The sequence below is a fragment of the Pseudomonas sp. X4 genome (assembly GCF_040784925.1).
GTDB lineage: Bacteria > Pseudomonadota > Gammaproteobacteria > Pseudomonadales > Pseudomonadaceae > Aquipseudomonas > Aquipseudomonas putida_Z.
The window spans coordinates 5474935-5501134 of record NZ_CP160798.1 but is presented as its reverse complement, the minus strand read 5'-3'; the positions used below and the strand labels follow the sequence as shown (position 1 = coordinate 5501134).

Sequence of the window (26200 nt, the reverse complement as noted above, 5' to 3'; positions counted from 1 at the left end):
CCACCGAGCGCTCAGTAGACGCTGTTGCGCTTGGCCAGGTCGACCATCTCAACCAGCGATTCGGTCTTGAGCTTTTCCATGATGCGGCCCCGGTAGGTGCTGATGGTCTTGGCACTGAGGTTCATGCAGGTGCCGATATTCTTGTTGTTCTCGCCGCGTGACAGGCGCCTGAGCACTTCCATTTCCCGGTTGGACAGGCTCGCCAGGCGCATGGGCTCGCTCTCCAGCGAGTTGCTGTTGACCGACATCTGCGGGAAGGTCGAGTAGCCCTTGACCAGGGCCTTAAGGGCGAACAGCAGGGCCTCGTGGTCTTCATCCTTGGTGACGAAGGCTCCAATGCCGGCATCCAGGCAGCGCCGCACGTACAGATCGGTGGCCTGGCCGGTCAGTACCATGATCTTGGGGGCCGGTTCCAGGCATTGGAGGCGCTTGATGACTTCCATGCCGTCCAGGCCCGGAAGGCCGATATCGAGGATGACCACGTTCGGGCGCAGTCTGCGGACCTCCTGCGTGACTTCACTGCCATCGCCGACTTCGCCGACGACCTGGAAGCGCTCGCGTTCGAGCAACATTTTCAAGGACAGTCGCACTATGGGGTGGTCGTCGACGATCAGCACGGTAGTCATGAAGAAAACTCCTGTCAGGATGTGGTCCGCTTCCTGGATCACTCAGGAATACGTCTGCAAGTAGGGTTATCGGAAGCGCTGCACGATACGACCATTCCCGAAATTTGGTAATGCCGAGTATAGAAGTGTTGAAAGTCCCCGGGCTAGTTGTTGAAAAGTCCTACAAAACGTGGGAAAGACATCACCCTGACAAAGCGGCGATGTCTGTTTTTTGAATGTTTTGAAGTAGCTTACGCGCAGGCGGAGTGTGCTTTGCTCACGCGCTGGGTCGAGGCAGGGTTGTTGACCAGCGCCTGGCCGACCCGTGTCGGGCGTGCCACCAACTGGCCGGTGCAGTTCGGGCAGCGGCCCTGGAAACGGGTTTCGGCGCAGGTGCGGCAGAAGGTGCATTCGAAGGAGCAGATCAGCGCATCGGGGCTGTCACCCGGCAGGTCGGTATCGCAGCACTCGCAGTTTGGGCGTAGGTCCAGCATGGGCATGACTCCTGTTTGCAGGCGGGAAGCCGGAGTCTGCTACGCCCGTGGCGAACCTGGCAATGCTCAGTCGGCAGGGCGATACAGGTGGGCATGCCCGGCGCGATACAAGGCCGATTCGGCAAACGGTGTGTCGCCCAGCACATGGCCGACCAGGATCAGCGCCGTGCGCCGGAAGCCCTTGGCCGCGACGCGTTCGACGATATCGCCGAGGGTGCCGCGCACCCAGTCCTGATCCGGCCAGGTGGCGCGATGCACCACCGCCACCGGGCAGTGCGCGCCGTAGTGCGGCAGCAGTTCTTCGACGATACGCGACAGGTGCTTGACCCCCAGGTGAATTGCCAGGGTGCTGCCGTGGCGCGCCAGGTCGCCAAGTTGCTCGCCGGGCGGCATCGGCGAACTGTCGCCATAGCGGGTAAGGATAACGGTCTGCGCTACCTGGGGCAGGGTCAGTTCGCAGCCGAGCAGGGCGGCGCTGGCCGCCGTGGCGGTGACCCCGGGGATGATCTGGTAATCGATGCCCAGCGCCTGCAGATGGCGGATCTGCTCGCCGATGGCGCCGTACAGGCTGGGGTCGCCACTGTGTACCCGGGCCACATCCAGGCCTTGCTCATGCGCACTGCGCATGGCGGCGATGATTTGTTCCAGGTGCAGTTCGGCGCTGTTGATCACGGTCTCGGCCTGGTGGCCCTCGAGCACGGCGGCCGGCACCAGCGAACCGGCATAGATGATCACCGGGCACTGGCGGATCAGCCGTTGGCCCTTGATTGTGATCAGTTCCGGGTCGCCGGGGCCGGCGCCGATGAAGTAGACCGTCATGGAAAGTCCTTGCAGGAAAGAGGGGGAACGTTCAACAGGCCAGGGCGAGGGTAGCCGGGCCCAGTACCTGGCGCGTCAGCAGCAACCTGGCCGTGCCGAGCCGCTGGCTGGCCAGCGCCAGTGCCGCGCTCTCCGCCACGCCCCAGCAGCCGCAGTGGGCATGGGCAGCGGCGGAGCGGTGGCTGAGCTGGAGTTCGTAGGGTTGCAACTGCGCGGTATCGTACAACACCAAGGGCACGCCGAGGCGTTCGGCCAGTTGCTGCAAGCCGGGTTCGTCGGCCTTCAGGCTGATGCTGGCGATACCGTGCAGGCCGGCCAACGCCAGGCCCTGGTTGGCCAGGGCCTGGCGTAGCAAGGTTTCCAGCGTGTCCGCCGGGCAACCCCGGCGGCAGCCGAAGCCGGCGTAAAAGGCAGGCATCAGGCCTGGCTGGAGCGCCGGAACAGCCAGGCGCTGAGCAGGCCCAGGGCCAGCCAGAAGGCGGCGTTGGTCAGCCAGGAGGCCACTTTGAACTGGGTTTCCAGTGCGGCGGGGGCCAAGCTCTCGTGCACCTCGGGTTGCGGCGCACCGATCACATGGGGAATGACCAGCAGCACGGCGCCCAGCGCCTTCAGCAACCAGTGGCGGGCGAATACCAGCAGGGCAAGGCCCAGCGCGGTGGCGCTGGCGGTGCCGATCCACCAGGCCTGGCGTTGCCCCAGGTCGGCGGCTGCAGTACCTGGCAGTTCCGGCGGCAGGCCCAGGGTCGGGGCCAGGCAGAACACGGCGAAGCCCGCCAGGCCCCACAGTGCGCCAGTGCCGGCACGCTTGGGTTCGCGCAGGCTGTACAGGGCGGTGAGGATCAGGGCGAAGCCGACCGCGACCACCAGGTTGCCGCCAGTGGTGGACAGCACCCGCTGCCAGCCATCTTCCGGCGACCAGGCTTCGGCGCTGTGTTCATGGGCGGCCACTTCGCCGGCATGCTCGTGCTGGGCGACCGGGGCCGAGGATTCGTAGGTTTCTGCCTCGAGAATCAGCGGGGCGACCCAGAAGCTTTGCAGCAAGGTCAGCAGCAAGGCCGCCAGCAACCCGCTGAAGCCCGCGGTACGGGCAATGCGTGTGATCATCGGGCGTACTCAGTGGCAGGGGAAGGCGGCGCTGTGGCGGGTGTCGTGGGCGGCGTTGTGCACGGCCTCGATGTGCGAGAAGCCGGCGAAGTACACCAGGCACAGGCCCAGCAGGCTGGCGCCGACGGCGATGACGACACGCTGGCTGAGGGTGACGGGGGTGGTGATGCTGTGTTGCTTGGCGCTGGTGACGGGCATGACGCGTTCCTCTGCTTTTTGTGGGCAACGGGCAAGCGCGGCAGCCCCGAGCGTGGCAGCCCAGGGGAATGCAACAGCGCCCGCCCACCGCGGGGTGTTCATGAACGCCAGGCCGGTCTCCGGGCTTGCGAGGAGGAGCCAGGCTCCTGGAAGGCGTCACCTTCCCATGCCGGGTGATCGGGCACAGTGGTACAGACGCTTCGCTCGCTTACCGTTGCGGGGGCAGCACCGGCCTTGTCCGGCCCTGCTGGAGGGCCTGTGACGCACCGGTTTCCCGTTTCACCCCCATCGGGGGCACCTGAACGCGAGGCATAAGGAGACCATGGGGCGGGGCTGCCGTCAATTGCCAGAATCGAGTTTGCGGGCGCTGCGGGTACTCTGTGCATAGCACCGGCTGCGTCGGTGTTCGCGGCTAAAGCCTACACAGGTACAGCGCTGCTCTCGAGGTTGTCGCTGTACTTGTGGGAGCGGCCTTGTGTCGCGAAAGGGCCGCAAAGCGGCCCCAGGATTGATGCGTGACAGTTGAAATTGCTGGGGCTGCTTTGCAGCCCTTTCGCGACACAAGGCCGCTCCCACAGGGATTGCGAAGCGCTCCCGGTCAGCCCCGGGCAAACGCCGCCAGCTTCTCCCCGTCCAGCCGGTAGCGCACCCACTCATCCTGTGCTTCGGCCCCCAGCTTCTGATAGAAGCCGATCGCGGGCTCGTTCCAGTCCAGCACGCTCCATTCCAGCCGCCCGCAATCATTCGCCACCGCTTCGCGTGCAATATGCCGCAGCAATTGCCGCCCGGCACCGTCGCCGCGCTGCTCGGGCGTTATGTACAGGTCTTCCAGGTAGATGCCGTTGCGCCCGAGCCAGGTCGAGTAGCTGTAGAAATACACGGCAAAGCCGATTGCCCGGCCATCGCGCTCGCAAATCAGGCTGTGCACGGTGCTGCCCTCGCCAAAAAGGCTGTGCTCGATATCGGCAACGCTCGCGATCACCTCGTGGCGAGCGCGTTCGTACTCGGCCAGTTCGGTGATGAAGGCCAGGATCTGCTCGGCATCGGCGCGAACGGCAGGGCGAATGGTAAGGCTCATGGTGACGGCTTCCTTGGTCTGGTGGTAGCGGTACAGCGATGTGTATCTACACAATTTAGTGAAACTGTATCGGTCGCAGAGGAGGGCGACTCCGTTAGTGTGACAGCACCCATAAAGAATGTGGAATGCCTGCCATGCTTGCCTCTGCCGACCTGCTCACCGCCTTCGTGCTGTTTGCCTTCGTGTCCTCCATCACTCCTGGCCCCAACAACACCATGCTGCTGGCCTCGGGCGTCAACTTCGGTGTGCGCCGCTCCATCCCGCACGCCATGGGGATCAGCGTCGGTTTCATGGTAATGGTGCTGGCCGTTGGCCTGGGCCTGGGCGAGGTGTTCAAGGCCTGGCCGCCGCTGTACACGGTACTGCGTTACACCGGCGCCGCCTACCTGCTTTACCTCGCCTGGAAGATCGCCACCTCCGGGCCGGTCGGCACAGCCTCGTCCAGTGCCCGCAAACCGCTGGGCTTCTGGGGAGCGGCGGCGTTCCAGTGGGTCAACCCCAAGGCCTGGGTGATGGCAGTCGGTGCAATCACCACCTACACGCCGGCGCAAGGCTATGTGACCAACGTCATTGTCATTGCCGCCTTGTTTGCCCTGGTCAACCTGCCCAGCGTGGGGGTATGGGTGATGTTCGGCAGCGCCCTGCGCAACCTGTTGCAGAACCCGCGCTGGCTGATGCTGTTCAATGTCCTGATGGCCTTGTTGCTGGTGATTTCACTGTACCCGCTGCTGTTTGTAGAATCGGCGTTTTCCTGACCCCGCGAGTACAGCAAGCCGATGCAGTTGATCCCCTGGTCCCACGAATGCGCCGAAGGCTTCACCCTGCGTGGCTGGCGAACCCCGGCCAGTGGCAAGCCGCTGCTGCATTTTCTGCACGGCAACGGCTTCTGCTGCCTTGCCTACCAGCCATTGCTGATGCGCCTGGGCGAACATTTCGACCTGTGGCTCAGCGATGTCCAGGGCCATGGTGACAGTGACCATGGCGGGGTTTTTCGTGGCTGGAACCGCACCGCTGCGCTGGCGGTGGAGGCTTTCGCAGCCGGGCGGGGCGAGTATGGCGACGTACCGCGCTTTGCCGTCGGGCACAGCTTCGGTGGCGTGCTCACCGGCCTGATCCTGGCCAGTGAACCGCAGCTGTTCACCCGTGCCGTGCTGCTTGACCCGGTACTGTTCAGCCGGCGCATGCTGGGTGTGATGGGGGTGGCAGCCCTGGTCGGCTTGCATCAGCGTCACGCCCTGGCGCGCAAGGCCGCCAGCCGTCGCAGCCACTGGCCCGACCGCGAGGCAGCCCTGGCGTCGCTGCATGGGCGGGGTATCTTCAAGGGGTGGACCGATGCGGCGCTGCGGGCCTACGTCGAGCATGCCATCGGCGAGTGTGGCGAAGCGGTAGTGCTCAAGTGCCGGCCCAGCCGCGAAGTGGAAATCTTCAGTTCCTTCCCCAAGCGCATGTGGGCAAGCCTGACGGCGATCCGCACGCCCACGCGGGTGCTGTTCGGCGAGCACACCTACCCCTTCGTGCCCCATTCGGTGAGCCGCCTGGCGGCGCTCAACCCTCAGGTGACCGCCAGGCAGGTTGCAGGTGGGCACTGCTTCATGCAGGAACATCCTGAGGCGTGTGCCGAAGAAGTGCAGGCGTTCCTGCTGCAGGGGCCGGCGGGATAGTTTTTCCAGACAGCACCGGGTGCAAAGGCGTGAGTAACCTTGGGCTTTGCCCGAGCGTACGAACATGACCAGCAAGACCTTGCTACAGCCATCGTATCTGCAAGAACGCTACAACTACTCCTGCAAGACAATCGAGTCACTCAGGCAGGCCATATACAGCACGCTTGCACCGCTGGTGGGGCGGTCACCACTGGCTGTGGTCAGCGTGGGCTCCTATGGTCGATGCGAGGTTTCCCCTGTTTCGGACATCGACTTTTTCATCGTGCATGACAGCAGTTTGCCGGCGGGTCGTCTGGACGACATATTGCGCCAGGTCAGCGACCTTGTCCGGCCCATCAGCCATCCGGGAGAAAGCGACGAGGCTAAATTCGGCCGTGGGGCGTTGGCGCTGTACTCGGACTTGAGCGAACACATCGGCTGGAAGTGCGAAGACAATACTGCGCTGACCAGGCGAATGCTGATGTTGCTCGAAGGCCGATCCCTCTTCGGGCATGAGGCCTTTGCCTGGTGGCAGCATGACCTGCTGTGCCGTTATGTACCTGACGATCATGGAAGCGGGCTTGCCAGGTTCCTGCTTAACGACCTGATCCGCTACTACCGCACCCTCATGGCGAACTTCGAGGAAAAGAGGGCCGAAGGCAAGGCGTGGGGTGTACGCAATATCAAACTGCAATTTTCGCGAAAACTGCTTTTTGCAGGCGGCATCGTGGCGATTGCCGAGGCCCACGGCCTCCCTGCGCCGTCGAAGGTCTTGCGCCTTCAACAGTTGCTGGCCCTCACCCCTTTGCAACGCCTGGCAAAGCTCGGTCATTCCAACCCCTATAGCGTGGCTCTGTTCGAAGACTACGCAGTCTTTCTCGAGTTGATATCCTCGGTGGAAAATCGCCGCCATCTGGACAGACTGACCCCGGGCCAGGCAATGGCGGATCCGGTCTATCGGGAACTCAGGGTGCGGGGGCAAGCCTTTTCGTTGAAGCTGGAGCATTGGTTGAGGTCGCAGTACACGGGGCATCCGATACTTCACGCCGTGTTTTTCTGATTGTCCTTTAAATGAGACAATGCATGCCATTTTAGCTAGCTATTGCCTGATTGGTATCACTGGTAAGGTTATCTCAACCAAGAGAGGAGCCTTCTCATGAAAACGATTCTGGGTATTCACCGCAGCCCCCACGCCCACTGGGTAGGTGATGGTTTCCCGGTGCGCAGCCTGTTCACCTACGACAACCTGGCCAGCAAGATCAGCCCGTTCCTGCTGCTGGACTATGCCGGCCCTCATGACTTCACCCCGACCAGTGCGCGGCGCGGCGTTGGCCAGCACCCGCACCGCGGCTTCGAGACCGTGACCATCGTTTACCAGGGCGAGCTGGAGCACCGCGACTCTACCGGCGCTGGCGGCTTGATCGGCCCCGGTGACGTGCAGTGGATGACTGCTGCCAACGGCATCATCCATGAAGAGTTCCACTCCCCAGGCTTCGCCCGCACTGGCGGTACGCTGGAGATGGTACAGCTGTGGGTCAACCTGCCGGCACGGGACAAGCGCGCAGCGGCTGGCTACCAGACGCTGCTGGCCGAGGACATCCCGGTGGTGGCGCTGGACGGCGAGGGCGGCAGCCTGCGGGTGATTGCAGGTGAATATCGTGGGCATTCGGGGCCGGCGCGAACCTTTACCGCCATGGATGTCTGGGACATGCGCCTGAATGCCGGTGCAACCTTGCAGCTGCCGGTTGCCGCCGGCCGCAATGCGGCGCTGGTGGTGTTGCGCGGTAATGTGCGGATCAACGGCGAGCGCGAAGCCGGCCCATCCAGCCTGGTGCTGCTTGACCGCGGCGGTGAGGATGTTGCCGTCGAAGCGTTGGAAGGTGCCAGCCTGCTGCTGCTGAGCGGTGAACCGATCGACGAGCCGATCGTGGGCTATGGCCCGTTCGTGATGAACAGCCAGGCAGAAATTGCCGAGTCGTTCGACGACTTCCATGCCGGGCGGTTCGGGCAGATGCAGGATGCACGGGACGGTGCGGCGCATTGATCCTGGTTGATTGAATGGCTTGTCCGGCCCTATCGCCGGCAAGCCAGCTCCCACAGGTACAGCGATGCTCTCGAGATTGTCGCTGTACCTGTGGGAGCTGGCTTGCCGGCGATAGGGCCGGTACAGGTATTACATTTGCTGGCATGATGCAGCCATGCCCAAGCTCACCCCCCTGCGCGCCGTGCGCCGATCATTGCCCACCCCCGGCCACCACACCCTGTGGCTGCGCTACCGCGCCCCTTACCACTGGCCCTCGACGCTGGCCTTCCTCGCTGCCCGCTGCATCCCCGGCATCGAGACCTGCCTCGACGGCACCTACCGCCGTACCCTGGCAATTGCCGGCCGCCACGCCGTCTTGCACGCCACACCTTCGGGCAGCCAGTACCTGCGGGTCCGCCTTGAAGGCGTCCCGGCCCACGCGCTACCCGGCCTGACCGCCAGGCTGAGGCGGGTCTTCGACCTCGATGCCGACCCCGCGCGCATCAATGCCGAACTGTCCCGCGATCCGCTGATGGCCCGCCTGCTACAGGAGCGCCCGGGCCTGCGCGTGCCACAAGGCTGGGACGCCTGCGAGCAGGCCATGCGCACTGTGCTGGGCCAGCAGGTCAGTGTGGCCGGTGCCATGACCCTGGCCGGCCGCCTGGTGCAACGCCACGGCGTGCCCTTGCGCTGGCCCGCACCAGGCCTGAGCCACGTGTTTCCGGCGCTGCCGGTATTGGCGGCTGCGCAGTTCGAGGATATGGGCATGCCGCGGGCGCGCGCCGCCACCCTGGGCACGCTGGCCAGTGCCTTGCTGGCCGAGCCCGGGCTGCTACGCCGCGGGCAGGTGCTGGATGAACTGCTGCGCAACCTGTGCCAACTCAAGGGGATCGGCCCCTGGAGCGCGCACTACCTGGCGTTGCGCCAGGCCGGCGCGGCCGATGCCTTGCCGCTGGGCGACGTGGCGCTGATCAAGGCGTTGCGCCTGCTCGAAGGCGACGACGCCCAACTGGCGCAACGAGCTTTGGCCTGGCGACCGTGGCGAGCCTATGCGGCGCAGCATCTGTGGGCATCGCTGGGGCCTGCCGGCACCGCTCGTCGCTAAGTCCGCCATCGCGTTCGAACACTCGAACTGCGCAGGCAATCTTCCACTAAGGTGCTAGCGGATTCCCCGCATGATCATTGCCCAGGCGCATGGACGCCTGCTCCGGCATGCGCAATATCAATTGGCGCCTCGCCCGACAAAGGCGTACTCACACAACAGGCCATCCCAAAGAGAGGGTCATACCATGTCGTTGATAGGAGTTTCGATGCTAGAAATGCGGCAGATGATCGAGCAGGCCTGCCTGCCCGACCGTTGCGAAGTCAGCTGCACGGACGGCGCCAACCTGACCATCCGCCTAGGTCAGGGCCAGAGTCTCGACGAGGGCGTGACCCTGAGCGGGGTCCCCCTGCATAGCCTCAACAGTTGCCGCGACCTGGTCAACCTGGTGGGGCAGCTGCACGCGCTGCGTGACAGCCACCCGGCGCCACTCAAGGCGATCGCCTGAGGCGCCTGCCGCGCCCCGGTCAGCCCAGGCTGGCCGGGCGCACATATTCCGGCATCAGGCCGTTGAACCAGAACAGGATCATCGCCACCAGGATGGTCACCAGCAGCAGCAACCCCACGCCCCACACGCAGGTAGCGAACAGCATGGCCTGTTCCTTCTTCAGGCGCAGGAAGGTCTGCAACCCGCCATACAGCAACACACTGGCATAGGCCGAGGCAGCCAGCAGCGCCGCCAGGGCGAGCCAGCGGATCGGCAGCAAGCCGACCACCCCGGCAAAGAACCATGGCGTGGCGCAGTAGGCGGCAAAGCCGATGCACTGGTTGAGGCTGGGCTGCGCATCGAAACCGCGCGACATCCAGCGGATCATCGTGCCCATCAACATCACCCCGACAACCGTGGTGGCATAGAGCAGGCCCGCCAGTTGCGCGGCGCTGGCCATGCTCAGGCGCACCCGCTCCTCGGCCGCCAGGCTCCAGCCGAAGGTGGTGGTGCCGACGAACAGGCACACCGCGGGGATCAATGCCAGGGCCAGCAGGCGCGGCAGATACTGCTGCGGGTGGTCTTCCTCGGCCCGGCGAATATCCAGCCAGGCGTCGGCGGGGTGAGTGAAGAGCTTGAGCAACGGACTGTTCATTGGCGTTCTCCGCGTTCTCCGGCAGGCATGGGCCCTTTTGCTATGGAGACGTGACGCGCCCGCTGGGTTCAGCCGGGTTGATCGCCGTTGATCGTCTTACAGCAGTTCCAGCAGCAGGTTGAGGCCGCCATCACCGCACTTGCCCTGATCGCGGACCACACCGTGGTAGCTGCGCCCGTCCCAGACGAAGGCCACGCTGTGGGCACGGTCGACCTTGTCGGGCAGCGGCGGGCAGATGTGCAGGCGCAGGCCCGGGCGGCCTTGCAGGTTGAGGGCGGCGAGTTGGCACTGGCATTCCACGCTTTGTGCCACCGGGCCGAACAGGGTGTCGCGTACGTAATCGAGTTGCAGTGAGGAATTGGGCGCGCGGCAGGGCATTTTCATGGGCGCGCGGCTCCGCTGTGAGGGGTTGGGGAACAGGGCTGGCAGGGCATGGCGGGCTCCAGGCTGAAGAGGGCATGGCATATCGTTTGAAGCTTGCCTGGCCAAGATGTTCAACGTGTTTCATGCGCGTTCATCCTGTTTGCGCCGGGTGGCGGGCCGTTGGTCCGATTCAGCCACCGGCCTTGCGCAAGGTCAGGTTTATCCGCCGTTCACCCAGGCGCGGATGCACGCCGGGCTTGATCGGGAGCACGCCGTGAAAGCGCAAGCGGTCCTCGCCACCCCAGACCAGCACATCGCCATGGCTCAGTGGGATGCGCTGGGTCTTGTCGGCGCGCTGCAGGCCACCGAACAGGAACACCGCCGGCAAGCCCAGCGACACCGACACGATCGGTTGGCCGAAGTCCTGCTCGTCGCGGTCCTGGTGCAGGCTCAGGCGGGTGCCCGGCAGGTAATGGTTGACCAGGCAGGCATCCGGCACGAAGCCGTCGAACCCGGCCATGGCCGCGGCGCGGTTGGCCAGCTCGAGCAACACGGGGGGCAGGGCGGGCCAGGGTTTGCCGCTGAGCGGGTCGCAGGGGCTGTAGCGGTAGCCGTGTTCGTCACTGACCCAACCCAGCGTGCCGCAGTTGGTCAACCCTACCGCCATGCGCAGGCCGCCCGGGGTGTGCATGTGCCGGAACGGCGCGGCACGCAGCACCGGGCGCAGGGCATCGAGCAGAGGCTCGATCTCGGCCAGGGCGAAGCCGGGCAGCAGCACGGTGTGGCTGGCCAGGCGTTGCGGCTGGGGGCCGAACAGGTCGAGGTCGGACTGGATCATGGGGCAGGCATCGGTTGGGGTGTGGACCATTGTAATGCGCTTGGCAGGCTTGGCCTATTCGCGGGCATGCCCGCTCCCACAGGGTTGGCGCAGGCTTTGACGGCGGTTGAGTACCTGTGTGTGGGCGTGCCCGCGAACAGGTCGGCAAGAAAAAGAGGTTCTGACAGGAATAAAAAGGAACCGCGGCACCAGGGAGAGGAGCACCGCGGTTCAAGGGGGGAGCGATCTACTGCTGGGTCACGGTGGCCACGTTCGCGCTGCCCAGCTGGCTGATGGTCGCGGTCTGGGTGACACCGCTCTGGTCGACGTACGCCTTGTTGCCCTGGCCTCCCTGGGTCACGTAGGCGACGTTGTAACTGTCAACCTGCTTGATGGTGGCTTCGTTGCCGCCACCGTACAGCTGATTGGTGTAGCTCTGGTTGCTGTAGCCGGACTGGTCCAGGTTGATGACGTTGCCGTTGCCCTGGCTGTTGCCGTAGGCATAGTTTTCGGTGCCACGCTGGTCGGCGATCAGGATGTTGTCAGTGCCGTTCTGTTCGAAGTACAGCTCGTTGTTCATGTCGGCCTGCTTGGTCTCCATCTGGTTGCCGGTACCTTTCTGGGTCAGCGTGGCCAGCTGGTTGTCACCGTTCTGGGTCAGGTTGGCGCCGTTGCCATTGCCGTTCTGGTTGATGGTGGCGTTCTGGTTGGTACCGAACTGGCCGCCCATCTTGGCGCCTTTCCAGTTGCTGGCAGTGACGCTGTTGCCATTGCCCTTGGTGTTGATGGTCAGGTTGAGGTTTTCACCGTTCTGGTAGGTGAAATGCAGGTTGTTGCTACCGGTCTGGGTGATGGTGGTGTTCGAGTTGTTGGTCTCGAACTGGTCCGACCAGCTGGCGTTGGCCGTGCCCTGTTGCGACAGGCTGACCTTGTTGTTCATGCCGAAGCTCTGGTCGATATAGCCTTCGTTCAGCTGGCCGGACTGGGTTACCGATGCCTGGCTGGCAGTCTGGTTGTCCTGCCACACTTCCACCGAGTTGCCGCCACCGTACTGGCCTATGCCGATGGTGCCGCCGGTGCCGTCGCGCTGGTCGCCATACGCCCAGTTGCCTTTGCCATCCTGGTAGACCTGGATATCGCCATCGACGTAGCTCAGGTGCTCGGCGGCGGCGTAGTTGTCCTGGCCGGTCTGGTTGATGCTGCTGCTGTTGTTGCTGCCACCAAAGGTCTGCTCGATGAAAGCTTCGTTGCGCTGGCCGGATTGCCAGGTGGTGGCCTTGCTGCCTTCCTGGCTGTCCTGCCACACGGTCGAGGTGTTTTCGGCGCCTTGCTGGGTTTGCAGCGACTGGTTGCCCAGGCCCAGCGACTGGCTGACGAAGGCATCGTTGTAGCTGCCGCTGGCGTGCTGGGTGACCTGGCTGCCGTTCTCGAACAGTTGGTCGGCGTAGCCGGCGTTGTACTGGCCGTTGGCGCTCTGCTGGATATCGCTGGTGCTCTCGGATTGCACCGCCAGGTGGTTGTTGCCCTTGCCGGTCTGGGTCTGGGTGGCCGAGGCGAATGGCGCCAGGGACTGGCTGACTTCGGCGATGTTTTCCTTGCCGTCCTGGGTCTGGGACGAGGTGCTGTCAGCAGCCATGGCCTGACCTGCAAGGGCCAGGACTATAGCGGCACTTAACGGAGCGAGCTTGTACATGGGGTGCCTCCAGGGCTATCGGTATTGGGTGATCTGAACGTGCTGGCCATTGCCGGCCTGGGTCACGGAGCTGTTGAGGCCAGTGCCGGACTGCACGATGCTGGCGCTGTTGTCGTTGCCGATCTGCTCGATGGCCGCGCTGTTGCTGCTGCCGCTTTGGCGGATCGACGCGCTGTTGCCATTTCCCTGTTGGCTGATGATGGCCATCAGGTCACTACCTTCCTGCAAGATGTACGCTTCCTGCGCGCCTCCGGCCTGGACGATGCGGCCCAGCAGGGCCTGGCCGTTCTGGTCGAGGGCGGCGCGGTTGCCCGCGCCTTGCTGCTCGATCACTGCAGCCTGGCCGGCGCCGGCCGGCAGCAGGCGGATGATCACCGGGTCGCCGAGGTCGTTGCCGGGCGCGAGGTCGGCATTGTCCAGCAGGTCGTCGGCCCAGCAGGCCTGGCCCACCAGGGCCAGGCCGAGCAGCAGGGGGTACAGGCGTTTCATTGCAACCTCCGGCCTTTACTGCACGGTTACGTTGACGGTGCGTGTGGTGCCCTGGCTGGTGGTGATCGTCGCCGTCGGTGCCGCAGTCGGGATGATCGTGGTGCTATTGCTCACCGCCAGGCGCCAGCGGCCGGTCAGCGCTACCGTGGCGGTGCCAAGGGTCTGCACGCCGGTAGTCGTGGTAACCCGCACGGTGACGGTGTTGCCGGTGGTGACCGACGAGGTACCGCTGAGGTCCCAGTTGTAACGGTTGTTGGAGCGTGCCGTGACCGTGGCTGCCGTGACCGCGAAGGTTTCGGCGGCGGGCCGTGGCGACACGTTGACGGTGACGGTAGTGGGGTTGGACAGCGCCCCCAGCGAGTCACGCGCCTGGTAGGTGAAGGTGGTGGTGAAGGCGGTGGTCACCGTGGCCGGTGGGGTGTAGGTCACCGTGGTGCCGTCGGTGCTGACGGTGCCCCGACCGGTAGCCGGCTGGGTGAGGGAGGTAGCAGGGACAGTCAGCGGCACGTTGCCTTCCGGATCGGTGTCGTTGGCCAGCACGTTGATGGTCAATGGCACGCCCAGGGTGGCGACGGTTTCCGGGTTGGCGGTTGGTGCCCGGTTGGGCGCTACGTTGATGGTGACAGTAGCCGGTTCCGACTTCAGGCCCTTGGCGTCCACCGCCCGGTAGCTGAAGGTGGCCACCACGGGTTGCGTGGCCCCGGCTGGCGGGGTGTAGGTGACCGAGGTGGTGCCGTTCATCACCACGCCGCCAAGGCCGGTACCGGGCTGGGTCAGGTCGCTGATGGTCAGCGGTACGTTGCCGTCCGGGTCGCTGTCGTTCTGCAGCAGGTTGAGGGTGATCGGGATACCGACGCTGGTGCTGCCGATATCGGCCTGGGCCAGTGGTGGCTGGTTGGCCGCCTCGACCGGTGCGTTGCCGACCACGACCACCGGTTCGACATCGCTGCCGCCACGTGCCGACTTGACCGTGATGGTGGCCGGCGGCTGCGGTACGTCGTTGACGGTCAGGCTCTGCAGCGTGCCTGCCTTGGACAGGCGACCGTAGCCCTGGGCGAGCAGGTCGGGGATCGCCACCTCATCACTGGAACTGGCCTCGATCAGCAGGCGCTTGTTGGCCCAGTCGTAGCGTGCGGTGCTGACCTTGACCACGTCGGTGAGCTTGCTCGACAGCGCGGTCGGCTGAGTGCCGCCGGCGCTGTTGCTGGCGGTGACCACCACCACTGCAGGCGGTGCTTCCTGGCCGAACTGCTGGTGGAAGAACAGCCCGTTGTTGTCGGCGGTGAGGGTGTACTGGCACGGCGAAGGCGGGGTGCCGACCAGGGCGATGCCATTGCGCATGCACAGGCTGGCTGCGCTGGGCGCCTTGGCGAACACTTCCGTGCGGGTGCCGGTGGCATTGCGCGAGTAGGTGGCGCGTTCCAGGCTGACCGGGGTCTGGGCACGCTGGTCCAGTACCTTGCCTGAAACAGTGAAGGTGTTGGTCTGGATGGTGCCAGCGGGGCCTTGAATGCGCACGAAGTTGGTATTGAAGGGGCTGCCGGTCACCGCTTCGGTGATATTGGGGTCGCCGATGTAGGTTTCGATGGCGCCGGTATCGGGGTTGACCGCGGTGTAAGGCCCGCCAACACCCTTCAGCCAAGGGCCGATCGCCCCCGCCAGCGCTCCCCGGAAGTTGCCAGGAGCACCAATGCCTATGTCCCGGGTGATGTTGATCGCCCGGCGCCCAGCCGTGGTGACGTTGACCGTCTCCACCCCGTAAGGGTGGGTGATGGTGTAGGTACCGGTACTTGGGACCGAAGCACGGATGCGGATGCGGGCGAAGCTTTGCTGGTCACCATCGACCGGGTTTTCAGCGGCGAAGGCTGCCTCCACCCCGGCTACATAGACCTCCAGCTCGTAGCCGCTGTTGCCGACCTGCGGAATGGCTGTTTCAGCCAGGAACCAGAACATCTCTGGCGGCCAGTTGTCCGGGAACACCAACGGCAGGGCATCGTCATAGATGCCGGGCTCGGGCAACAAGGTACACATGTAGGCGGGTGCCCCTGGCGCGCCGGGTGCTCGCGTACTGGTGGCACGGGACTGGCACAGCTCCAGGGACTGGTCGAGGCTGTCCTTGTACCACATCGGATAGCCACCGGTGGCGAAGGTGTAGGGCCCCGGGTCGACATCGGACAGCGCGGCAAACGCGGCGCTGGTAACGGTAAGAGAGAAACCGGCGGCCAACAGCGCACGGCGCGACCAAGTGTTCATGCTGCCTCCTTGAAGGCTGAGCCTTTGTCTGTTCATGGCACCAGCACCACGTCTTCGGTGTCGCTACCGCCATTGGCACTGGTGACCTGCACCTTGGCCGGCGGGATCGGCGACAGGCTGGTGCTCAGCGTCTTCACGGCGCCAGTTCCGCTCAGGTTGCCGATCAGCGCGCCGTTGCCGGTATGTGCGGTGAGCACTGGCGGCGTGGTTTCGTCGCTGGTGCTGGCCACCAGGGTCAGCTCGCCGGTGGACAGGCGGTACTGGGCCTGGGTGATGGTGACCAGGTCGGTCAGCGGCACGTTGGCGGTGGTCAGGCTGCTGGTGGGGATCGCCACGCTGTTGTCGGCGGTCAGCGTCAGGATCGTCCCGGCGGCCGGGTCGAGCACCGACTGGGCGTACCAGGCGCCGGTACCGTTGGCCTCGGTGAGGTTCAGGTTGGGGGTCTGGCTGGTCAGGGTGACGCTGGCCGGTGGTGGCGGGGCCATCACGAAGATGTCCTGCTGGGCGCGCAGGTCGCCGTTCTCGGTATGCCGCGAGTAGGTAGTGCGTTGCGGCATCAGCGGGGTTGGCAGGGCCACTGCGGAAAGCTTGCCCGAAACCGCGAACAGCTCGGTGCGCAGGTCGATGCCGCCGGGGCCTTCGATGCGCACGTAATTGGTGTTGAACGGGCTGCCGGTCACCCGTTCTTCCAGGTTCGGGTCGCCGATGAAACGCTCGCTGCCTTCGGTGTAGGGGCCGTTGACACTGCGCAGGAATGGCCCGACATCGCCTTTCAGGGCACCGGTGAAATCACCTGCGCCGGCAATGCCGATGTCGCGGGTCATGTTGATCGCCCGGCGCCCGGCCGCAGGTACGTCGAACACTTCAACGCCGTAGGGGTGAGTGACCACGTAGGTGCCGGCGGTTGGCACGTCGACCCGGATACGCACCCGGGCGAAGCTGACCTGGTCGCCGTCGACCGGTTCTTCGGCGGCAAATGCCGCTTCGATCGCGGTGCCGTAGCTGAGATCGATGCCGCGGGTGGCGTCAACGATGGCGGCGTCGGCGGTGAACCAGAACGCCTCGTCAGGGAAGTTGGTGGGGAAGACGATGGGCTGGGTATCGTCGAACACGCCGGGGGTAGGCAGCAGCGTGCACATGTACGACGGTGCGCCGGGCGCGCCAGGCACCCGCGAGCTGACTGCCTTGGTCAGGCACAGGTCGAGGGTACGACCGTGGCTGTCCTGATACCAGGCGGGGAAGCCGCCGTTGGCGGGCACATAGGCGCCTGGATCGACAGCGTTCAAGGCAGCCTGCGCCGGGAGCTGGAGCATGCCGGCGAAAATCGCCACTGCCAGCGGGTGGGGTATCGGTCGGTGCATGAGTCATTTCCTCCTGCAAACGGGCCCATGGACTTGGGGCGTCTGGCAGGAGATCGGCAATAGGCGTGCCAAGCCGGAAAAAATGCGCTGTAGCCCTTGCAGGGCAAGGGATCCAATTCATTTTCAACGGTATTGGTAGGCGTTTGTCGTTGGGTACCGTGCCCCCAAGGTTGGGGAGTGGGGCAGGTCGTGCCGACCCATTCGTAGCATCAGCTCCTCGGTCGCTGCACCTTCGATCTCGAAGTACGTAATTTGCGTGGCTTTTTCTCTGGACGCTTGCCGGGTTTGAGATGCCAGCGATCGGCATTGGCGAGCAGGCGCTCCTGGATCTCAGATGGGTAGTCGCTCAGCGTTGTCACCGCTGGAACGGGCTTACCGGGCATGCCAGCTTCGCGGATCACCTTCGGCCAGCGCGGTCGCCAGCACAACAGCAGGCTCAGCCAATGGCCGGTGCCGATGATGACGAAGGCGGGACAGACCAAGAGCAGGACGACTTTGAACAGCCAGCTGCTTTTCCGGAAGAAACGACCCAATCCTTCGAACTGGGCACTGAATGCCTGGACGGGCGAGGGGAGTTGGGTGCTCAGACGGGGACGGGGGACGGCATGTGGGCCATCTTCCATATAGCGGCGAATGAATTCCCACTCGTCCCGAAGTTCACTACCGCCTTGGCCTTGCTTGCCGAGTAGGGCCATTTCCATGTGAGGGAGGCCGGTGCGGTTGGGGTGCCAGATTAGGCACAGCCTCATGCCCGCGCTGAGGGAGTCGTCTTCGGGGTTGACGCCTGTGCTTCCGGTAGTTCTCCAGGGGAATGTTGCTATACCGCCGCAGCAGCTTGGTCTATGGAGGTGAACTTGCTGGGTTTTTCGATTGAAGCGAATGAGCAAGTGGCGGCTGGTAAGCATTTCCAGTCGCGTAAAACGAAATCCATATTTGGCATAAAAATAATAAACGACTCCGCCTATTGATAGCATGTATGTGCTGAATAGGACCGAGAACACAGAAAAGAAGTCGGGTTGAGTTATGTTGGTGTAGATGGAGCTCAATGTTATATTCAGCCATGCGTAAGTCATCGGAACTAAACTGCCAAGCGTCATTATAGTGATGATTCCGCGTTTTTCCTCTGATCCGCCACAGCGCATTTCCATATAGGTATCGTTAAAAGAAAATATCGGGCCGCGTGCATTGGGGTTTTCGCTGACACTGTTGAAGTGTATGTGTTTGCTCATGTCATTTTCATTGAAATCCTTGTCAGCGCGCTTTTCAATCAAGCTTCTCTGCGCGTCAAATACCTTGCGCTTCGCTTTTGACTCAATTGCCATCTCCCACAGCCCCCGCTCGATAAGATACATCAAAGGACCTCGCTGAAAGCTGAGTGCAGGGCTGCTAACTCTTCTAGTTCATCGTAAGGTTTAGAGCTTTTATCCAAACGATAGCTGCTTCGCTTGCACCACTTTTCCAGCGCATCGTCCTCAAGCAAGAAAATAATGGCAGTGAGGATCAGGCCTACCCAAAACGCTCCTAAAATTAATTTGGTTAACAGCAAGCGAGCCGCCTGCGTACCCAGTCTGGTAGCCAGGCTGCCTAATGATCGCCCTACAAGACGTATGAGTTTGCTCTGGTTATTGATCGTGAGACGATCGAAGAGGGGTTTAGCTATTCCTATGGCCGTTCCCAATTCTCCGACAGATAAAGCGAGCGTAGCCAGTGCGCGCGTAAAATAGGCCCCACTCAATGCCCAGGATTTCGTTGAGGCACTATGTTGAGTGTGATTTTTTACCCCGTCGGCGAAGTCCCACCAAGCTAGTACGAACCCACCCATCCCCGCTAATCCGGCGCCCCAGAGTTTCAACCTTCCCAAGGTCGCAACTGCACCTCTACCGGTCACGCTATTTGCGCCGTAACGCGTCACCACCTGCTCCACATAGCTGGCCCCAATCTCGAAACCCGCCGCAGCCGTGGTCATGGCGGCCGCAATGAGTTCGGTCTTAATCCGTACATCACTGTCGGGCAGTTCGCGGGCCTTGAACGCCATCAGCATCCCTTCCAGCAGGCATACAAGACCGGAGACACGTACTTTGTAGAAGTCGCTCTTATGGGCTTGCATCAATCCTTCGGCCCAGGCCTGGTCCAAGTAACGTCCTGCCTGGCCAGCGCTGCGCTGCGGATTCAATGGCTGCCCGCTACGAGCCGCTTCACTCAGGCGTATGTCGACAGCTGTCTCATGTACCGAAGCAAACAGCGTCAGGCGCAGGCCATGGTGCAGGGCACGGTCCATACTGTTGGGGGCTCCGGTACGCAGAACCTGTCGGCCCAGCGCCACGTACCAGGCGTATAGACCGATGCTGGCGTGGCTGTTTCTGTTTTGCAGTTCTTCATATAAAGCGTTGGCACGCCCGAATGCATTCGCCGCAATGTGTGCTTGCCGGACAAGTGACTCACGCTGCACGAACCATGATTCCGACGGCGGTTTGGCCATGGCCGCTTCCCGTAGCTCCGCGAGAGCATCACGAATGTCATCCTGGTTGTACGTGATACCGCGCATCGCCAGGTTGCTCCGATCAGCCACATCACTGCGCCACCAGTGATCCAGCACAGTCGTTCCCCATTCACTGAACTCCATGCCGATCACGCACTGGCCGGTCTGTTCGGCAAAGGCCAGGCCATTGATCAGGTCGGCATTGTCGTAACGGTCCAAGGCCTGTAGCAGGCGTTCACTGATCAACCAGCGGGCATGATCCTTGGCCCGATCCTCTGTCTCCTGTTGGGCCTGTTGCATGGCCTGCTCGAAACTTTCCAGCTGATCGTGCATCGCCTGACGGTCGACCAGATGGCCGTATTTCTGGTCGAACTTCTTGCTGAATTCACCGGTATCCTGGCGGGCCTGGACCTTGGCGCGCACGTCGCGCTCGAATTTCTCGAGGTGTGGTCTCATCCTCTCATCATGCGCATCGGCTTGTTGCCTGGCCCGATCGGAAAATGCATAGAACTCCACCGGCGTGGCCGGCTGGTTGCGAATCGTCTCGGCCATGACTTCGCGCTTGACGATCTGGTCGGCCATCATCTGCGGGTAGAGCTTTTCGATCTCCAGGAACGATTGCGCGACCAGCAGTCTGCGCTCGTTGTCCACGCCTGGTTCTACGGAGCGCCGCAGCCACTTGGTCTTTACGTCGTCGACGGCAGCATTGCGCCAGGCATTGAGCTCCTGGGTGATACCGATGGCGTCTTCGATGACGATTGCGGCGCCGCGGGGTCTGGTTTGGTTAACCAACGGTGCCAGGGCTTGTCGTGACGCGTGTGGCGAGACGATCTGATCGTTGTTGAACGGCTGCATGTCCAGCAGCGCTTTCAGGTCCGAATCCTCCTGCGCTTTGAAGTCGGCGACCCAGCCAAGTTGATCGTGCTTGAGTACATGGGCTTGCGGCGGCGCATCGGAGGGCTGGATGAATCGGGCGATATCGATGGCCGGTAGACTACTGCGATACTCGTCCTCAAGTAGGCGATAGTTGTCGAGCATGCGTGGGGTCAGTGGGGAAGGGCTGAACAAAGGGCGCAGTTCCTGAATGTCATCCAGATCGTAAAGAGTGATAGTCCAGCCAAAGCCGCGAATGATCTCCTCCAGGTTGGCGGCGTTGGGGGCGGATTCCCAAGGTGCGTCGGCGCTGATGTACAGTAGTGAGCCGTTGGGTGCAACGCGGTACTGGCTGTGCCATTGGTAGGCCGGTTCGCTGTGACGCTTGATCAGCAGGTAGAGAAAGCCCTCGCGCAAAGGGCGGATGGCATAGCCAGAATGGGTCAGCTCGCCGACATCCTGAAAGGGGCTGAGGTAGCCCGGCAATTTGGGCAGGCGGGCGCGTTGTGCCGGGTTGCCACCGACGGCGGCGTAGCGCAGGGGCAGCAGTTCGAAACGGCGGGTGCAGTCGGCGACAGGGCTGTTGCGCAGTGCAGGGCGGTAGCCGGTGGTGATGCGTCTGCACAGTTCGAGGGTTTCGGTGACCGAGTCCATGGCTGTGTACCTCAACTCTTGGCGCGCAGGCGTTGCTGCACGTTGTCCATCAGGGATGTCTGCTGTTCGCGCGTTGCGACAATCGCGTCCTGCCAGGCTTGTGAGCTACTGAGTTGCTCGCCGTGGCGAGCCAGTATGAGCACATAGCTGATGAGGTCTTCCTCACGGTCCAAGCCTTGCTCGCGCGCCTGATCCAGGTAGTGCTGGATCAGACCAACCCGTGTTCCGTGGCAAGCAGTGGCCAAGGCTGCACAGGACGGCTCGTCCTTGATCAACTCGGCAAGTTGATAGCTCAGCGGGTCTCCCGCCAATTCAGCCCAACAGTCTTCGTTTAGCGTGATTTGTGGGAGGCGCAGGGACGGAGGCTGATCTGCACCGGATACTTGTAGCCACAACCGCTTGTTCGGGTGCGCTACAGGTGACCACCAATGATGGATGGGAGCCAGCCATTCGCTTATCCCTGGCAGCTCACGATATGTATCCAGCACTCGTAAAGCTGCAGCGTTGTGGAAGCGCAGGAGGTACAAATGGCCGTCAGCTCCCGTGACGATGTTGGCGTGGCTCAGATGCCGGGCAAGTTGGGCAGTTGGTAACGCGCTGACGATCCAGCCGCAAACCGCGCCCGAAGCAAGCTGTTCGAGTTGCCATTGAAAATCGTACTGGGCCGACACATCAGAGCCTGGCCGCGATCCGAATAACCAAGGGCCTGCTGTTCGCAGATTGTTGAACTGGGTTTGTTGCAGCAGTGGCCAGCAGCGGTCCTCATAGTGCCGGGTCAGCTTTTCCTGCACGCCGGGTGACAGGCTGGCCATTTCCACGATCGCGCTCAGACGATAGCGGTCGGAGGTGCGCAGCACCTCCACCATAGTTCTGATAAATGGGCTTGGCATCAGCTTGTTCCTTCCATGCGAATCATGTTGTGGCCGTCCGCGATCGCTTTCAGCAAGCAGCTCAGGCAAATGGGCTCGCCGGGCTCTGGTACGCCGAAGGTCGATGTCATACGCTGGCTGCAGTTGGCCTGCTGACTGACAGGACCTTTGAAAGCCAGTGCCAGTCCGTCCAACGTGATACCGGCACCATCTATGCGCAGCAACCCGGCCGGACTCCTGATAGTCAGGCTTTCGCTGACCTGGATGTCATAGATCTTGGTTGTGTGGCGGATGGCTTCCCCGGCCTGCAAGGTGTTGTGACCGGCCACGCTCTGTTCCAGGTGACCACCGATTTCTACCGTGTGATTGGCTTTGGTGACGTCCTGGCGGTGGTTGCCGACCTGTTCTATGCGGTCCTGGCCAGTGATAATGGTATGGGTCCGGCCAATGGTCAGGGTATCGTCTTTGCCGATTTCGTGGGCCCGGTCCTGGCCGATATTGACGAACTCGTCCCGGGCAATCTCTTCCCGGCGGTCCTGGCCAATCGAAAGGGTCTCATCCTTTTCGACACGCTCGGTGCGGTCGTTCCCGACTTGCGTGGTTTCATCGTGTTTGACGATGTTGTTCTGGTCTCTTTCTGCGTGGATGAAGACTTCCTGTCGTCCCAGTTCGTCCTCGAAACGCAGCTCGTTGAAGCCATCGCCCTTGTGGGTCTGGCTCTTGATGGTCATGCGGGTCTTGTGTTCGGGCAGGTCATACGGCGGCAACTGGTCGCCGCAATAGGTACGCCCGGTGATCATCGGCTGGTCGGGGTCGGCGTTGACGTACTGGATGATCACGTCCTGGCCGATGCGCGGGATGGCCATCGAGCCCCAGCTGCCGCCTGCCCAACCTTGTGACACGCGTACCCAGCAGGAGCTGAACTCGTTGTTCTCGCTCTCCCGGTCCCAGGGGAAGCTCACCTTGACCCGGCCCCACTCGTCGCAGTAGATCTCTTCCCCGGGCGGCCCGACGACCGTGGCCATGTGCGGGCCGTCGATGCGTGGCTTGGGCAGTGGCGCCGGACGCCATTCGATCCGGCCGGGCACCAGCACGGCTTCCTGCGAGTAGCGTGTCCCTTGTTCGGCCCCGGCAGCTTCTTCTTGCAGGCTGGTGAACTGGCTGCCCTCGTGATGTACACGCATCACACGCCAATGGACGTTGAGGTCTTTGCGCGGGTGCTCGACGAGGGTGAAGCTCAGCCCCGGTTGCAGGCGTACATCGTCACCCTCGACTTCGGCAATACGGGCGTCATGGCGCAGGGCCGTGAGTCGCGTGGAGGTGAAGGGCACTCCGACCGCATCACGCTTGTAGCGGCCGGGGTAGTCGAAGCGCTCATAGTCCCGGGACTGATGGGTGATGCTACTGTCACCTGCGCGGTGTTCCTGCCGGTACTGCGGGTTGGTGAAGGTGTAGTCCCGCTGCACCTGGCGGGCGGTGCGCACCTGTTCGCTGTAACGCAGGCGGCGCAGGCAAGGCCTGGCCTGGTCGCCACCGCTGTTGGCGCGGTACAGCACCTGGTCGGGGCCGATGTCTTCTTCGTCGAAGAAGTCATCATCCTCGTCGTCAGCCTTGAGCGCGCTTCGGCTGATCTGCCCCAGCGCCAGCAGTCGGTCGGTGATGACCAACAGGTGGTGTTTCGGCGTGTGCTCGAAGCGATAGACGAAACCCTCTTCACCCGCCAGGCGGGCGATGAAGTCGAGGTCCGTTTCACCGGCCTGTACGCAGAACTCGCGCACCTGATGCTCGCCCATGCTCTTGATTTCGAAACGGGCAATGCCCTGGCGCTTGAGCATCAATTCGAGAATCTGCGGCACGGTCTTCTGCTGGAAGATGCGCCAGTTCGAACGCAAGCCGGCACGGGCCAGCACGGGCTCGACCAATGCGCGGTAACGGGTGCGATAGAACCCCGTCTCACCCTGGCTGAAACTGCTGACCAGGCCGTGCACATAGCGCAAGGGGCGCTCACCGCGCCAGATCGTGAACAGCACTGGTTTGTCGAGCAACTGGCCGAAGTCGACCTCGTCTTCAAAACTGATCAGTTCCAGTTTCAGCTGGAACGGTGAGCTGATCATTTCGTCGAGTTCGAACGAAACCACTTCGAAGTCAATCTGGCCAGCCAGCGGCTGGAAGGTGAAACGCAAGTCGGATTGGCTAGGCATGTGGATCCCCCTGCTACTGCTGCAAAACGCCGTTGAGCGATTCCAGCACCTCGGCGGTGATCAAGCTCAGGCGGTAGCTGTAGTAGCAGTAGGCGCAGACCATGGCGATGGCGGAGATCACCAACGGGCTCCACCAGGGCCATTCCCGGCGCAGCCTGCGGTGGGGGCGATGGACCACGTTGGTATAGGGGGCGCCCACGAATTCCGGCGTGGGACCGCGCAGTTCACGAATGACCTTGTGCATCCGCGAAATCAGGGCGTTGATGATTTCATTGCACTTCGGGTCCAGGGCGTACTTGCCCTTCAGGCCCAGGCAAAAGCAGAAGTACAGGAACTCCAGCACATCCTGGAACTCCTTGGGCGACTGCATCAACCGCTCCAGCAACACGAAGATCTTCTCGCCACCCTGGGTTTCGTCATGGAAGATGCTGAGCAGCGGTTCGTGGCTCCAGCACGAATTGTTCCCCCAGGGGCGGCTCATCACGGCCTCGTCCAGATAAAGGCACAAGGCATAGGAATAGACTTCGAGGTGCACGGTGGAATAACCGTGCTGCTGTATTTCCTCGCGGATGGCGCTGACCTGGGTCTGCAGGGCCTTGTGCACCTGTTCGATGTTGGGCAGGTCATCCAGCGTACGCAGGCGTATGACCAGGCCGAACAGCGGGTTGGCCGCGTCGAGCATCAGGTTGGCGAAGCCGCCGCGTAGCCGGAAGTCCGGGTCGGCCGGGTAGCCAGGAATATCCATGGCTTGCCCAGGTCCGGTACTGGAGCGAGGTTGCTGGTTCCCTTGGATATCCTCCAGCAGGACCGGCTTTTTCTTCCTGTGTACTGTTTTCACAGTTGCATCGGGCTCATCGGACATCCTTAATCCTCGTTTGTCGGCGCGCTATTGCTGCGTAGTGGCATGGAGTATCCACGCGGCTAGTCGCAGGCATTTGGCTGAAGCCCGAACCTAAACCAGGAATCAATCTATCGGGAATCCCGAAACGTCCGATGCGATCGTAGGAATTTTCTTCTTTTGTGCATTTGAGAATCTGAAGATGCAGCTCAAGGCGTGCTGAGTGTGAAAAATACCTTGGCTGGAGGCAAAGGCTTATGGGGACCTTTAATGGCAGGCAAATACGGCATGAAACCGGTTTCAAAACATTTCTGAACACACTAGATTATCCGGCTGTTTTCTTGATGGCCTATCAAGACCACCCCCCATATTGAAAATCAGATGGCGCTTTTCAAGGCCGCACACAGCCAATGAGGATTCGCAATGCCTGACCATGCCCCAGACAACCCGCGCAGGGACTTTCTGCGCAAGACCTTGACCTTGATCCCTGTGGTCACCGTGGCCAGCACGGGGCTTGGCGTGGGTGCCAGTCAGCTGCTTGCGGCCCCGCAACACGAGCCCAAAGTGCCGGCCACGCCGCCAGCGGGCAACTACCAGCCGACGTTCTTCACTGCCGAGGAGTGGGCCTTCGTGCAGGCGGCCGTCTCGCGCATCATCCCGGCCGACGAGCTTGGCCCTGGTGCACTTGAAGCCGGCGCTGCCGAATTCATCGACCGGCAGATGAACACCCCCTATGCAACCGGCGCGCAGTGGTACATGCAGGGCCCGTTCAAGGCCGACGCCGCGCCCGAACTGGGTTACCAGCTGCAACTCAGCCCGCAACAGATCTACCGCCTGGGCATCGCCGCCGTGGACGGCTGGTGCAAGGCCAATTCCGGGCAAGTTTTTGCTGCGCAAGATAGCGCTACCCGGGACCACGTTCTCAGCAAGGTCGAGGCTGGAGAGCTGGTTTTCGACACCGTGCCGGCCAAGGTGTTCTTCAGCTTGCTGGTGCAGAACACCCGTGAAGGGTTCTTCTGCGACCCGATCCATGGCGGCAACAAAGGCATGGTCGGCTGGACCCAGATCGGCTTCCCCGGCGCCCGCGCCGATTTCATGGATTGGGTCGAGCGCAACGAGCCTTACCCGTTCCCGGCTGTTTCGATCCGTGGCGAGAGGGCCTGAG

At 62.7% G+C, this 26200-nt stretch carries 26 protein-coding genes and 1 riboswitch; of the genes, 7 read left to right on the top strand and 19 right to left on the bottom strand.

Annotated features, from left to right (window positions below):
- Positions 1 to 11 precede the first annotated feature (11 nt).
- From ABX298_RS24475 to ABX298_RS24445, 7 genes are all read right to left on the bottom strand, one after another.
- Positions 12 to 626, bottom strand: coding sequence for a response regulator transcription factor (locus ABX298_RS24475; protein ID WP_075045341.1), 615 nt, complete (start codon positions 624 to 626; stop codon positions 12 to 14).
- A gap of 230 nt (positions 627 to 856) precedes the next feature.
- Positions 857 to 1099 carry a DUF1272 domain-containing protein gene (locus tag ABX298_RS24470; RefSeq protein WP_075045340.1) on the bottom strand — a complete coding sequence of 81 codons (243 nt, stop codon included), beginning with the start codon at positions 1097 to 1099 and terminating at the stop codon, positions 857 to 859.
- 66 nt (positions 1100 to 1165) lie between these two features.
- Complete coding sequence (cobM, locus tag ABX298_RS24465; RefSeq protein ID WP_075045339.1) at positions 1166 to 1918, bottom strand: precorrin-4 C(11)-methyltransferase; 753 nt, start codon at positions 1916 to 1918, stop codon at positions 1166 to 1168.
- A 31-nt stretch (positions 1919 to 1949) separates the two neighbouring features.
- Positions 1950 to 2336, bottom strand: a complete 387-nt coding sequence (locus ABX298_RS24460; RefSeq protein ID WP_085692502.1) for a cobalamin biosynthesis protein — start codon at positions 2334 to 2336, stop codon at positions 1950 to 1952.
- The gene (locus tag ABX298_RS24455; RefSeq protein WP_075045338.1) at positions 2336 to 3022 is read right to left on the bottom strand and encodes a CbtA family protein; all 687 of its coding nucleotides are present in this window, start codon (positions 3020 to 3022) and stop codon (positions 2336 to 2338) included. The genes ABX298_RS24460 and ABX298_RS24455 overlap by 1 nt, the downstream gene beginning before the upstream one ends.
- A 9-nt stretch (positions 3023 to 3031) precedes the next feature.
- Positions 3032 to 3220: a CbtB domain-containing protein gene (locus ABX298_RS24450; protein WP_025339304.1), complete on the bottom strand. Its 189-nt coding sequence runs from the start codon at positions 3218 to 3220 to the stop codon at positions 3032 to 3034.
- Positions 3221 to 3312: 92 nt separating this feature from the next.
- Positions 3313 to 3537, bottom strand: a riboswitch (cobalamin riboswitch).
- A 281-nt stretch (positions 3538 to 3818) separates the two neighbouring features.
- Entirely contained in the window at positions 3819 to 4298 is a 480-nt protein-coding gene (locus ABX298_RS24445; protein WP_367393761.1) for an N-acetyltransferase family protein, read from the bottom strand.
- A 125-nt stretch (positions 4299 to 4423) separates the two neighbouring features.
- Here ABX298_RS24445 and ABX298_RS24440 point away from each other — a divergent pair, with 125 nt between their 5' ends.
- The 6 genes from ABX298_RS24440 (at position 4424) to ABX298_RS24415 (ending at position 9511) form a co-directional block, all read left to right on the top strand.
- Entirely contained in the window at positions 4424 to 5053 is a 630-nt protein-coding gene (locus ABX298_RS24440; RefSeq protein WP_025339302.1) for a LysE family translocator, read from the top strand.
- A gap of 21 nt (positions 5054 to 5074) precedes the next feature.
- The gene (locus ABX298_RS24435) at positions 5075 to 5959 is read left to right on the top strand and encodes an alpha/beta fold hydrolase (RefSeq protein WP_075045335.1); all 885 of its coding nucleotides are present in this window, start codon (positions 5075 to 5077) and stop codon (positions 5957 to 5959) included.
- A gap of 64 nt (positions 5960 to 6023) precedes the next feature.
- Positions 6024 to 6998, top strand: coding sequence for a hypothetical protein (locus ABX298_RS24430; RefSeq protein ID WP_286099959.1), 975 nt, complete (start codon positions 6024 to 6026; stop codon positions 6996 to 6998).
- Between the two features lie 96 nt (positions 6999 to 7094).
- Positions 7095 to 7982, top strand: coding sequence for a pirin family protein (locus tag ABX298_RS24425; RefSeq protein ID WP_025339299.1), 888 nt, complete (start codon positions 7095 to 7097; stop codon positions 7980 to 7982).
- 154 nt (positions 7983 to 8136) lie between these two features.
- Entirely contained in the window at positions 8137 to 9066 is a 930-nt protein-coding gene (locus tag ABX298_RS24420; protein WP_367393760.1) for a DNA-3-methyladenine glycosylase, read from the top strand.
- A gap of 184 nt (positions 9067 to 9250) precedes the next feature.
- Positions 9251 to 9511: a DUF1652 domain-containing protein gene (locus tag ABX298_RS24415; RefSeq protein ID WP_025339297.1), complete on the top strand. Its 261-nt coding sequence runs from the start codon at positions 9251 to 9253 to the stop codon at positions 9509 to 9511.
- A gap of 19 nt (positions 9512 to 9530) precedes the next feature.
- Here ABX298_RS24415 and ABX298_RS24410 read toward each other — a convergent pair whose 3' ends face one another.
- The 12 genes from ABX298_RS24410 to icmH form a co-directional block, all read right to left on the bottom strand.
- The gene (locus ABX298_RS24410; protein WP_075045332.1) at positions 9531 to 10145 is read right to left on the bottom strand and encodes a Yip1 family protein; all 615 of its coding nucleotides are present in this window, start codon (positions 10143 to 10145) and stop codon (positions 9531 to 9533) included.
- 96 nt (positions 10146 to 10241) lie between these two features.
- The gene (locus ABX298_RS24405; protein ID WP_075045331.1) at positions 10242 to 10529 is read right to left on the bottom strand and encodes a hypothetical protein; all 288 of its coding nucleotides are present in this window, start codon (positions 10527 to 10529) and stop codon (positions 10242 to 10244) included.
- A 169-nt stretch (positions 10530 to 10698) separates the two neighbouring features.
- Positions 10699 to 11346, bottom strand: a complete 648-nt coding sequence (gene alkB / locus ABX298_RS24400; protein ID WP_075046985.1) for a DNA oxidative demethylase AlkB — start codon at positions 11344 to 11346, stop codon at positions 10699 to 10701.
- A 226-nt stretch (positions 11347 to 11572) separates the two neighbouring features.
- Positions 11573 to 13018, bottom strand: a complete 1446-nt coding sequence (locus tag ABX298_RS24395; protein ID WP_286099955.1) for a curlin — start codon at positions 13016 to 13018, stop codon at positions 11573 to 11575.
- 15 nt (positions 13019 to 13033) lie between these two features.
- Positions 13034 to 13507 (bottom strand): curlin, encoded by a 474-nt coding sequence (locus ABX298_RS24390; protein ID WP_025339292.1) that lies wholly within the window; start codon positions 13505 to 13507, stop codon positions 13034 to 13036.
- 15 nt (positions 13508 to 13522) lie between these two features.
- Complete coding sequence (locus ABX298_RS24385) at positions 13523 to 15760, bottom strand: Ig-like domain-containing protein (protein WP_084785193.1); 2238 nt, start codon at positions 15758 to 15760, stop codon at positions 13523 to 13525.
- A 32-nt stretch (positions 15761 to 15792) separates the two neighbouring features.
- Positions 15793 to 17121: a hypothetical protein gene (locus ABX298_RS24380; protein ID WP_075045328.1), complete on the bottom strand. Its 1329-nt coding sequence runs from the start codon at positions 17119 to 17121 to the stop codon at positions 15793 to 15795.
- 209 nt (positions 17122 to 17330) lie between these two features.
- Entirely contained in the window at positions 17331 to 18473 is a 1143-nt protein-coding gene (locus ABX298_RS24375; protein ID WP_367393759.1) for a hypothetical protein, read from the bottom strand.
- On the bottom strand, positions 18473 to 21127 hold the full coding sequence (locus ABX298_RS24370) for a T6SS effector BTH_I2691 family protein (protein ID WP_075045326.1): 2655 nt from the start codon (positions 21125 to 21127) through the stop codon (positions 18473 to 18475). Before ABX298_RS24370 ends, ABX298_RS24375 begins: the two co-directional genes overlap by 1 nt.
- Positions 21128 to 21138: 11 nt before the next feature.
- Entirely contained in the window at positions 21139 to 22017 is an 879-nt protein-coding gene (locus tag ABX298_RS24365) for a DUF4123 domain-containing protein (RefSeq protein WP_286099953.1), read from the bottom strand.
- Positions 22017 to 24197: a type VI secretion system Vgr family protein gene (locus ABX298_RS24360; protein ID WP_075045324.1), complete on the bottom strand. Its 2181-nt coding sequence runs from the start codon at positions 24195 to 24197 to the stop codon at positions 22017 to 22019. Before ABX298_RS24360 ends, ABX298_RS24365 begins: the two co-directional genes overlap by 1 nt.
- Positions 24198 to 24210: 13 nt before the next feature.
- Entirely contained in the window at positions 24211 to 25059 is an 849-nt protein-coding gene (gene icmH, locus ABX298_RS24355; protein WP_367393758.1) for a type IVB secretion system protein IcmH/DotU, read from the bottom strand.
- Positions 25060 to 25458: 399 nt separating this feature from the next.
- Here icmH and ABX298_RS24350 point away from each other — a divergent pair, with 399 nt between their 5' ends.
- Complete coding sequence (locus ABX298_RS24350) at positions 25459 to 26199, top strand: gluconate 2-dehydrogenase subunit 3 family protein (protein WP_085664763.1); 741 nt, start codon at positions 25459 to 25461, stop codon at positions 26197 to 26199.
- Position 26200 lies beyond the last annotated feature (1 nt).

What these genes read in the sequence shown, in the direction of transcription:
- ABX298_RS24475 (WP_075045341.1), bottom strand. Translation starts at nt 626, where the DNA reads ATGACTACCGTGCTGATCGTCGACGACCACCCCATAGTGCGACTGTCC.
- ABX298_RS24470 (WP_075045340.1), bottom strand. Translation starts at nt 1,099, where the DNA reads ATGCTGGACCTACGCCCAAACTGCGAGTGCTGCGATACCGACCTGCCG.
- cobM (WP_075045339.1), bottom strand. Translation starts at nt 1,918, where the DNA reads ATGACGGTCTACTTCATCGGCGCCGGCCCCGGCGACCCGGAACTGATC.
- ABX298_RS24460 (WP_085692502.1), bottom strand. Translation starts at nt 2,336, where the DNA reads ATGCCTGCCTTTTACGCCGGCTTCGGCTGCCGCCGGGGTTGCCCGGCG.
- ABX298_RS24455 (WP_075045338.1), bottom strand. Translation starts at nt 3,022, where the DNA reads ATGATCACACGCATTGCCCGTACCGCGGGCTTCAGCGGGTTGCTGGCG.
- ABX298_RS24450 (WP_025339304.1), bottom strand. Translation starts at nt 3,220, where the DNA reads ATGCCCGTCACCAGCGCCAAGCAACACAGCATCACCACCCCCGTCACC.
- ABX298_RS24445 (WP_367393761.1), bottom strand. Translation starts at nt 4,298, where the DNA reads ATGAGCCTTACCATTCGCCCTGCCGTTCGCGCCGATGCCGAGCAGATC.
- ABX298_RS24440 (WP_025339302.1), top strand. Translation starts at nt 4,424, where the DNA reads ATGCCTGCCATGCTTGCCTCTGCCGACCTGCTCACCGCCTTCGTGCTG.
- ABX298_RS24435 (WP_075045335.1), top strand. Translation starts at nt 5,075, where the DNA reads ATGCAGTTGATCCCCTGGTCCCACGAATGCGCCGAAGGCTTCACCCTG.
- ABX298_RS24430 (WP_286099959.1), top strand. Translation starts at nt 6,024, where the DNA reads ATGACCAGCAAGACCTTGCTACAGCCATCGTATCTGCAAGAACGCTAC.
- ABX298_RS24425 (WP_025339299.1), top strand. Translation starts at nt 7,095, where the DNA reads ATGAAAACGATTCTGGGTATTCACCGCAGCCCCCACGCCCACTGGGTA.
- ABX298_RS24420 (WP_367393760.1), top strand. Translation starts at nt 8,137, where the DNA reads ATGCCCAAGCTCACCCCCCTGCGCGCCGTGCGCCGATCATTGCCCACC.
- ABX298_RS24415 (WP_025339297.1), top strand. Translation starts at nt 9,251, where the DNA reads ATGTCGTTGATAGGAGTTTCGATGCTAGAAATGCGGCAGATGATCGAG.
- ABX298_RS24410 (WP_075045332.1), bottom strand. Translation starts at nt 10,145, where the DNA reads ATGAACAGTCCGTTGCTCAAGCTCTTCACTCACCCCGCCGACGCCTGG.
- ABX298_RS24405 (WP_075045331.1), bottom strand. Translation starts at nt 10,529, where the DNA reads ATGAAAATGCCCTGCCGCGCGCCCAATTCCTCACTGCAACTCGATTAC.
- alkB (WP_075046985.1), bottom strand. Translation starts at nt 11,346, where the DNA reads ATGATCCAGTCCGACCTCGACCTGTTCGGCCCCCAGCCGCAACGCCTG.
- ABX298_RS24395 (WP_286099955.1), bottom strand. Translation starts at nt 13,018, where the DNA reads ATGTACAAGCTCGCTCCGTTAAGTGCCGCTATAGTCCTGGCCCTTGCA.
- ABX298_RS24390 (WP_025339292.1), bottom strand. Translation starts at nt 13,507, where the DNA reads ATGAAACGCCTGTACCCCCTGCTGCTCGGCCTGGCCCTGGTGGGCCAG.
- ABX298_RS24385 (WP_084785193.1), bottom strand. Translation starts at nt 15,760, where the DNA reads ATGAACACTTGGTCGCGCCGTGCGCTGTTGGCCGCCGGTTTCTCTCTT.
- ABX298_RS24380 (WP_075045328.1), bottom strand. Translation starts at nt 17,121, where the DNA reads ATGCACCGACCGATACCCCACCCGCTGGCAGTGGCGATTTTCGCCGGC.
- ABX298_RS24375 (WP_367393759.1), bottom strand. Translation starts at nt 18,473, where the DNA reads ATGTATCTTATCGAGCGGGGGCTGTGGGAGATGGCAATTGAGTCAAAA.
- ABX298_RS24370 (WP_075045326.1), bottom strand. Translation starts at nt 21,127, where the DNA reads ATGGACTCGGTCACCGAAACCCTCGAACTGTGCAGACGCATCACCACC.
- ABX298_RS24365 (WP_286099953.1), bottom strand. Translation starts at nt 22,017, where the DNA reads ATGCCAAGCCCATTTATCAGAACTATGGTGGAGGTGCTGCGCACCTCC.
- ABX298_RS24360 (WP_075045324.1), bottom strand. Translation starts at nt 24,197, where the DNA reads ATGCCTAGCCAATCCGACTTGCGTTTCACCTTCCAGCCGCTGGCTGGC.
- icmH (WP_367393758.1), bottom strand. Translation starts at nt 25,059, where the DNA reads ATGTCCGATGAGCCCGATGCAACTGTGAAAACAGTACACAGGAAGAAA.
- ABX298_RS24350 (WP_085664763.1), top strand. Translation starts at nt 25,459, where the DNA reads ATGCCTGACCATGCCCCAGACAACCCGCGCAGGGACTTTCTGCGCAAG.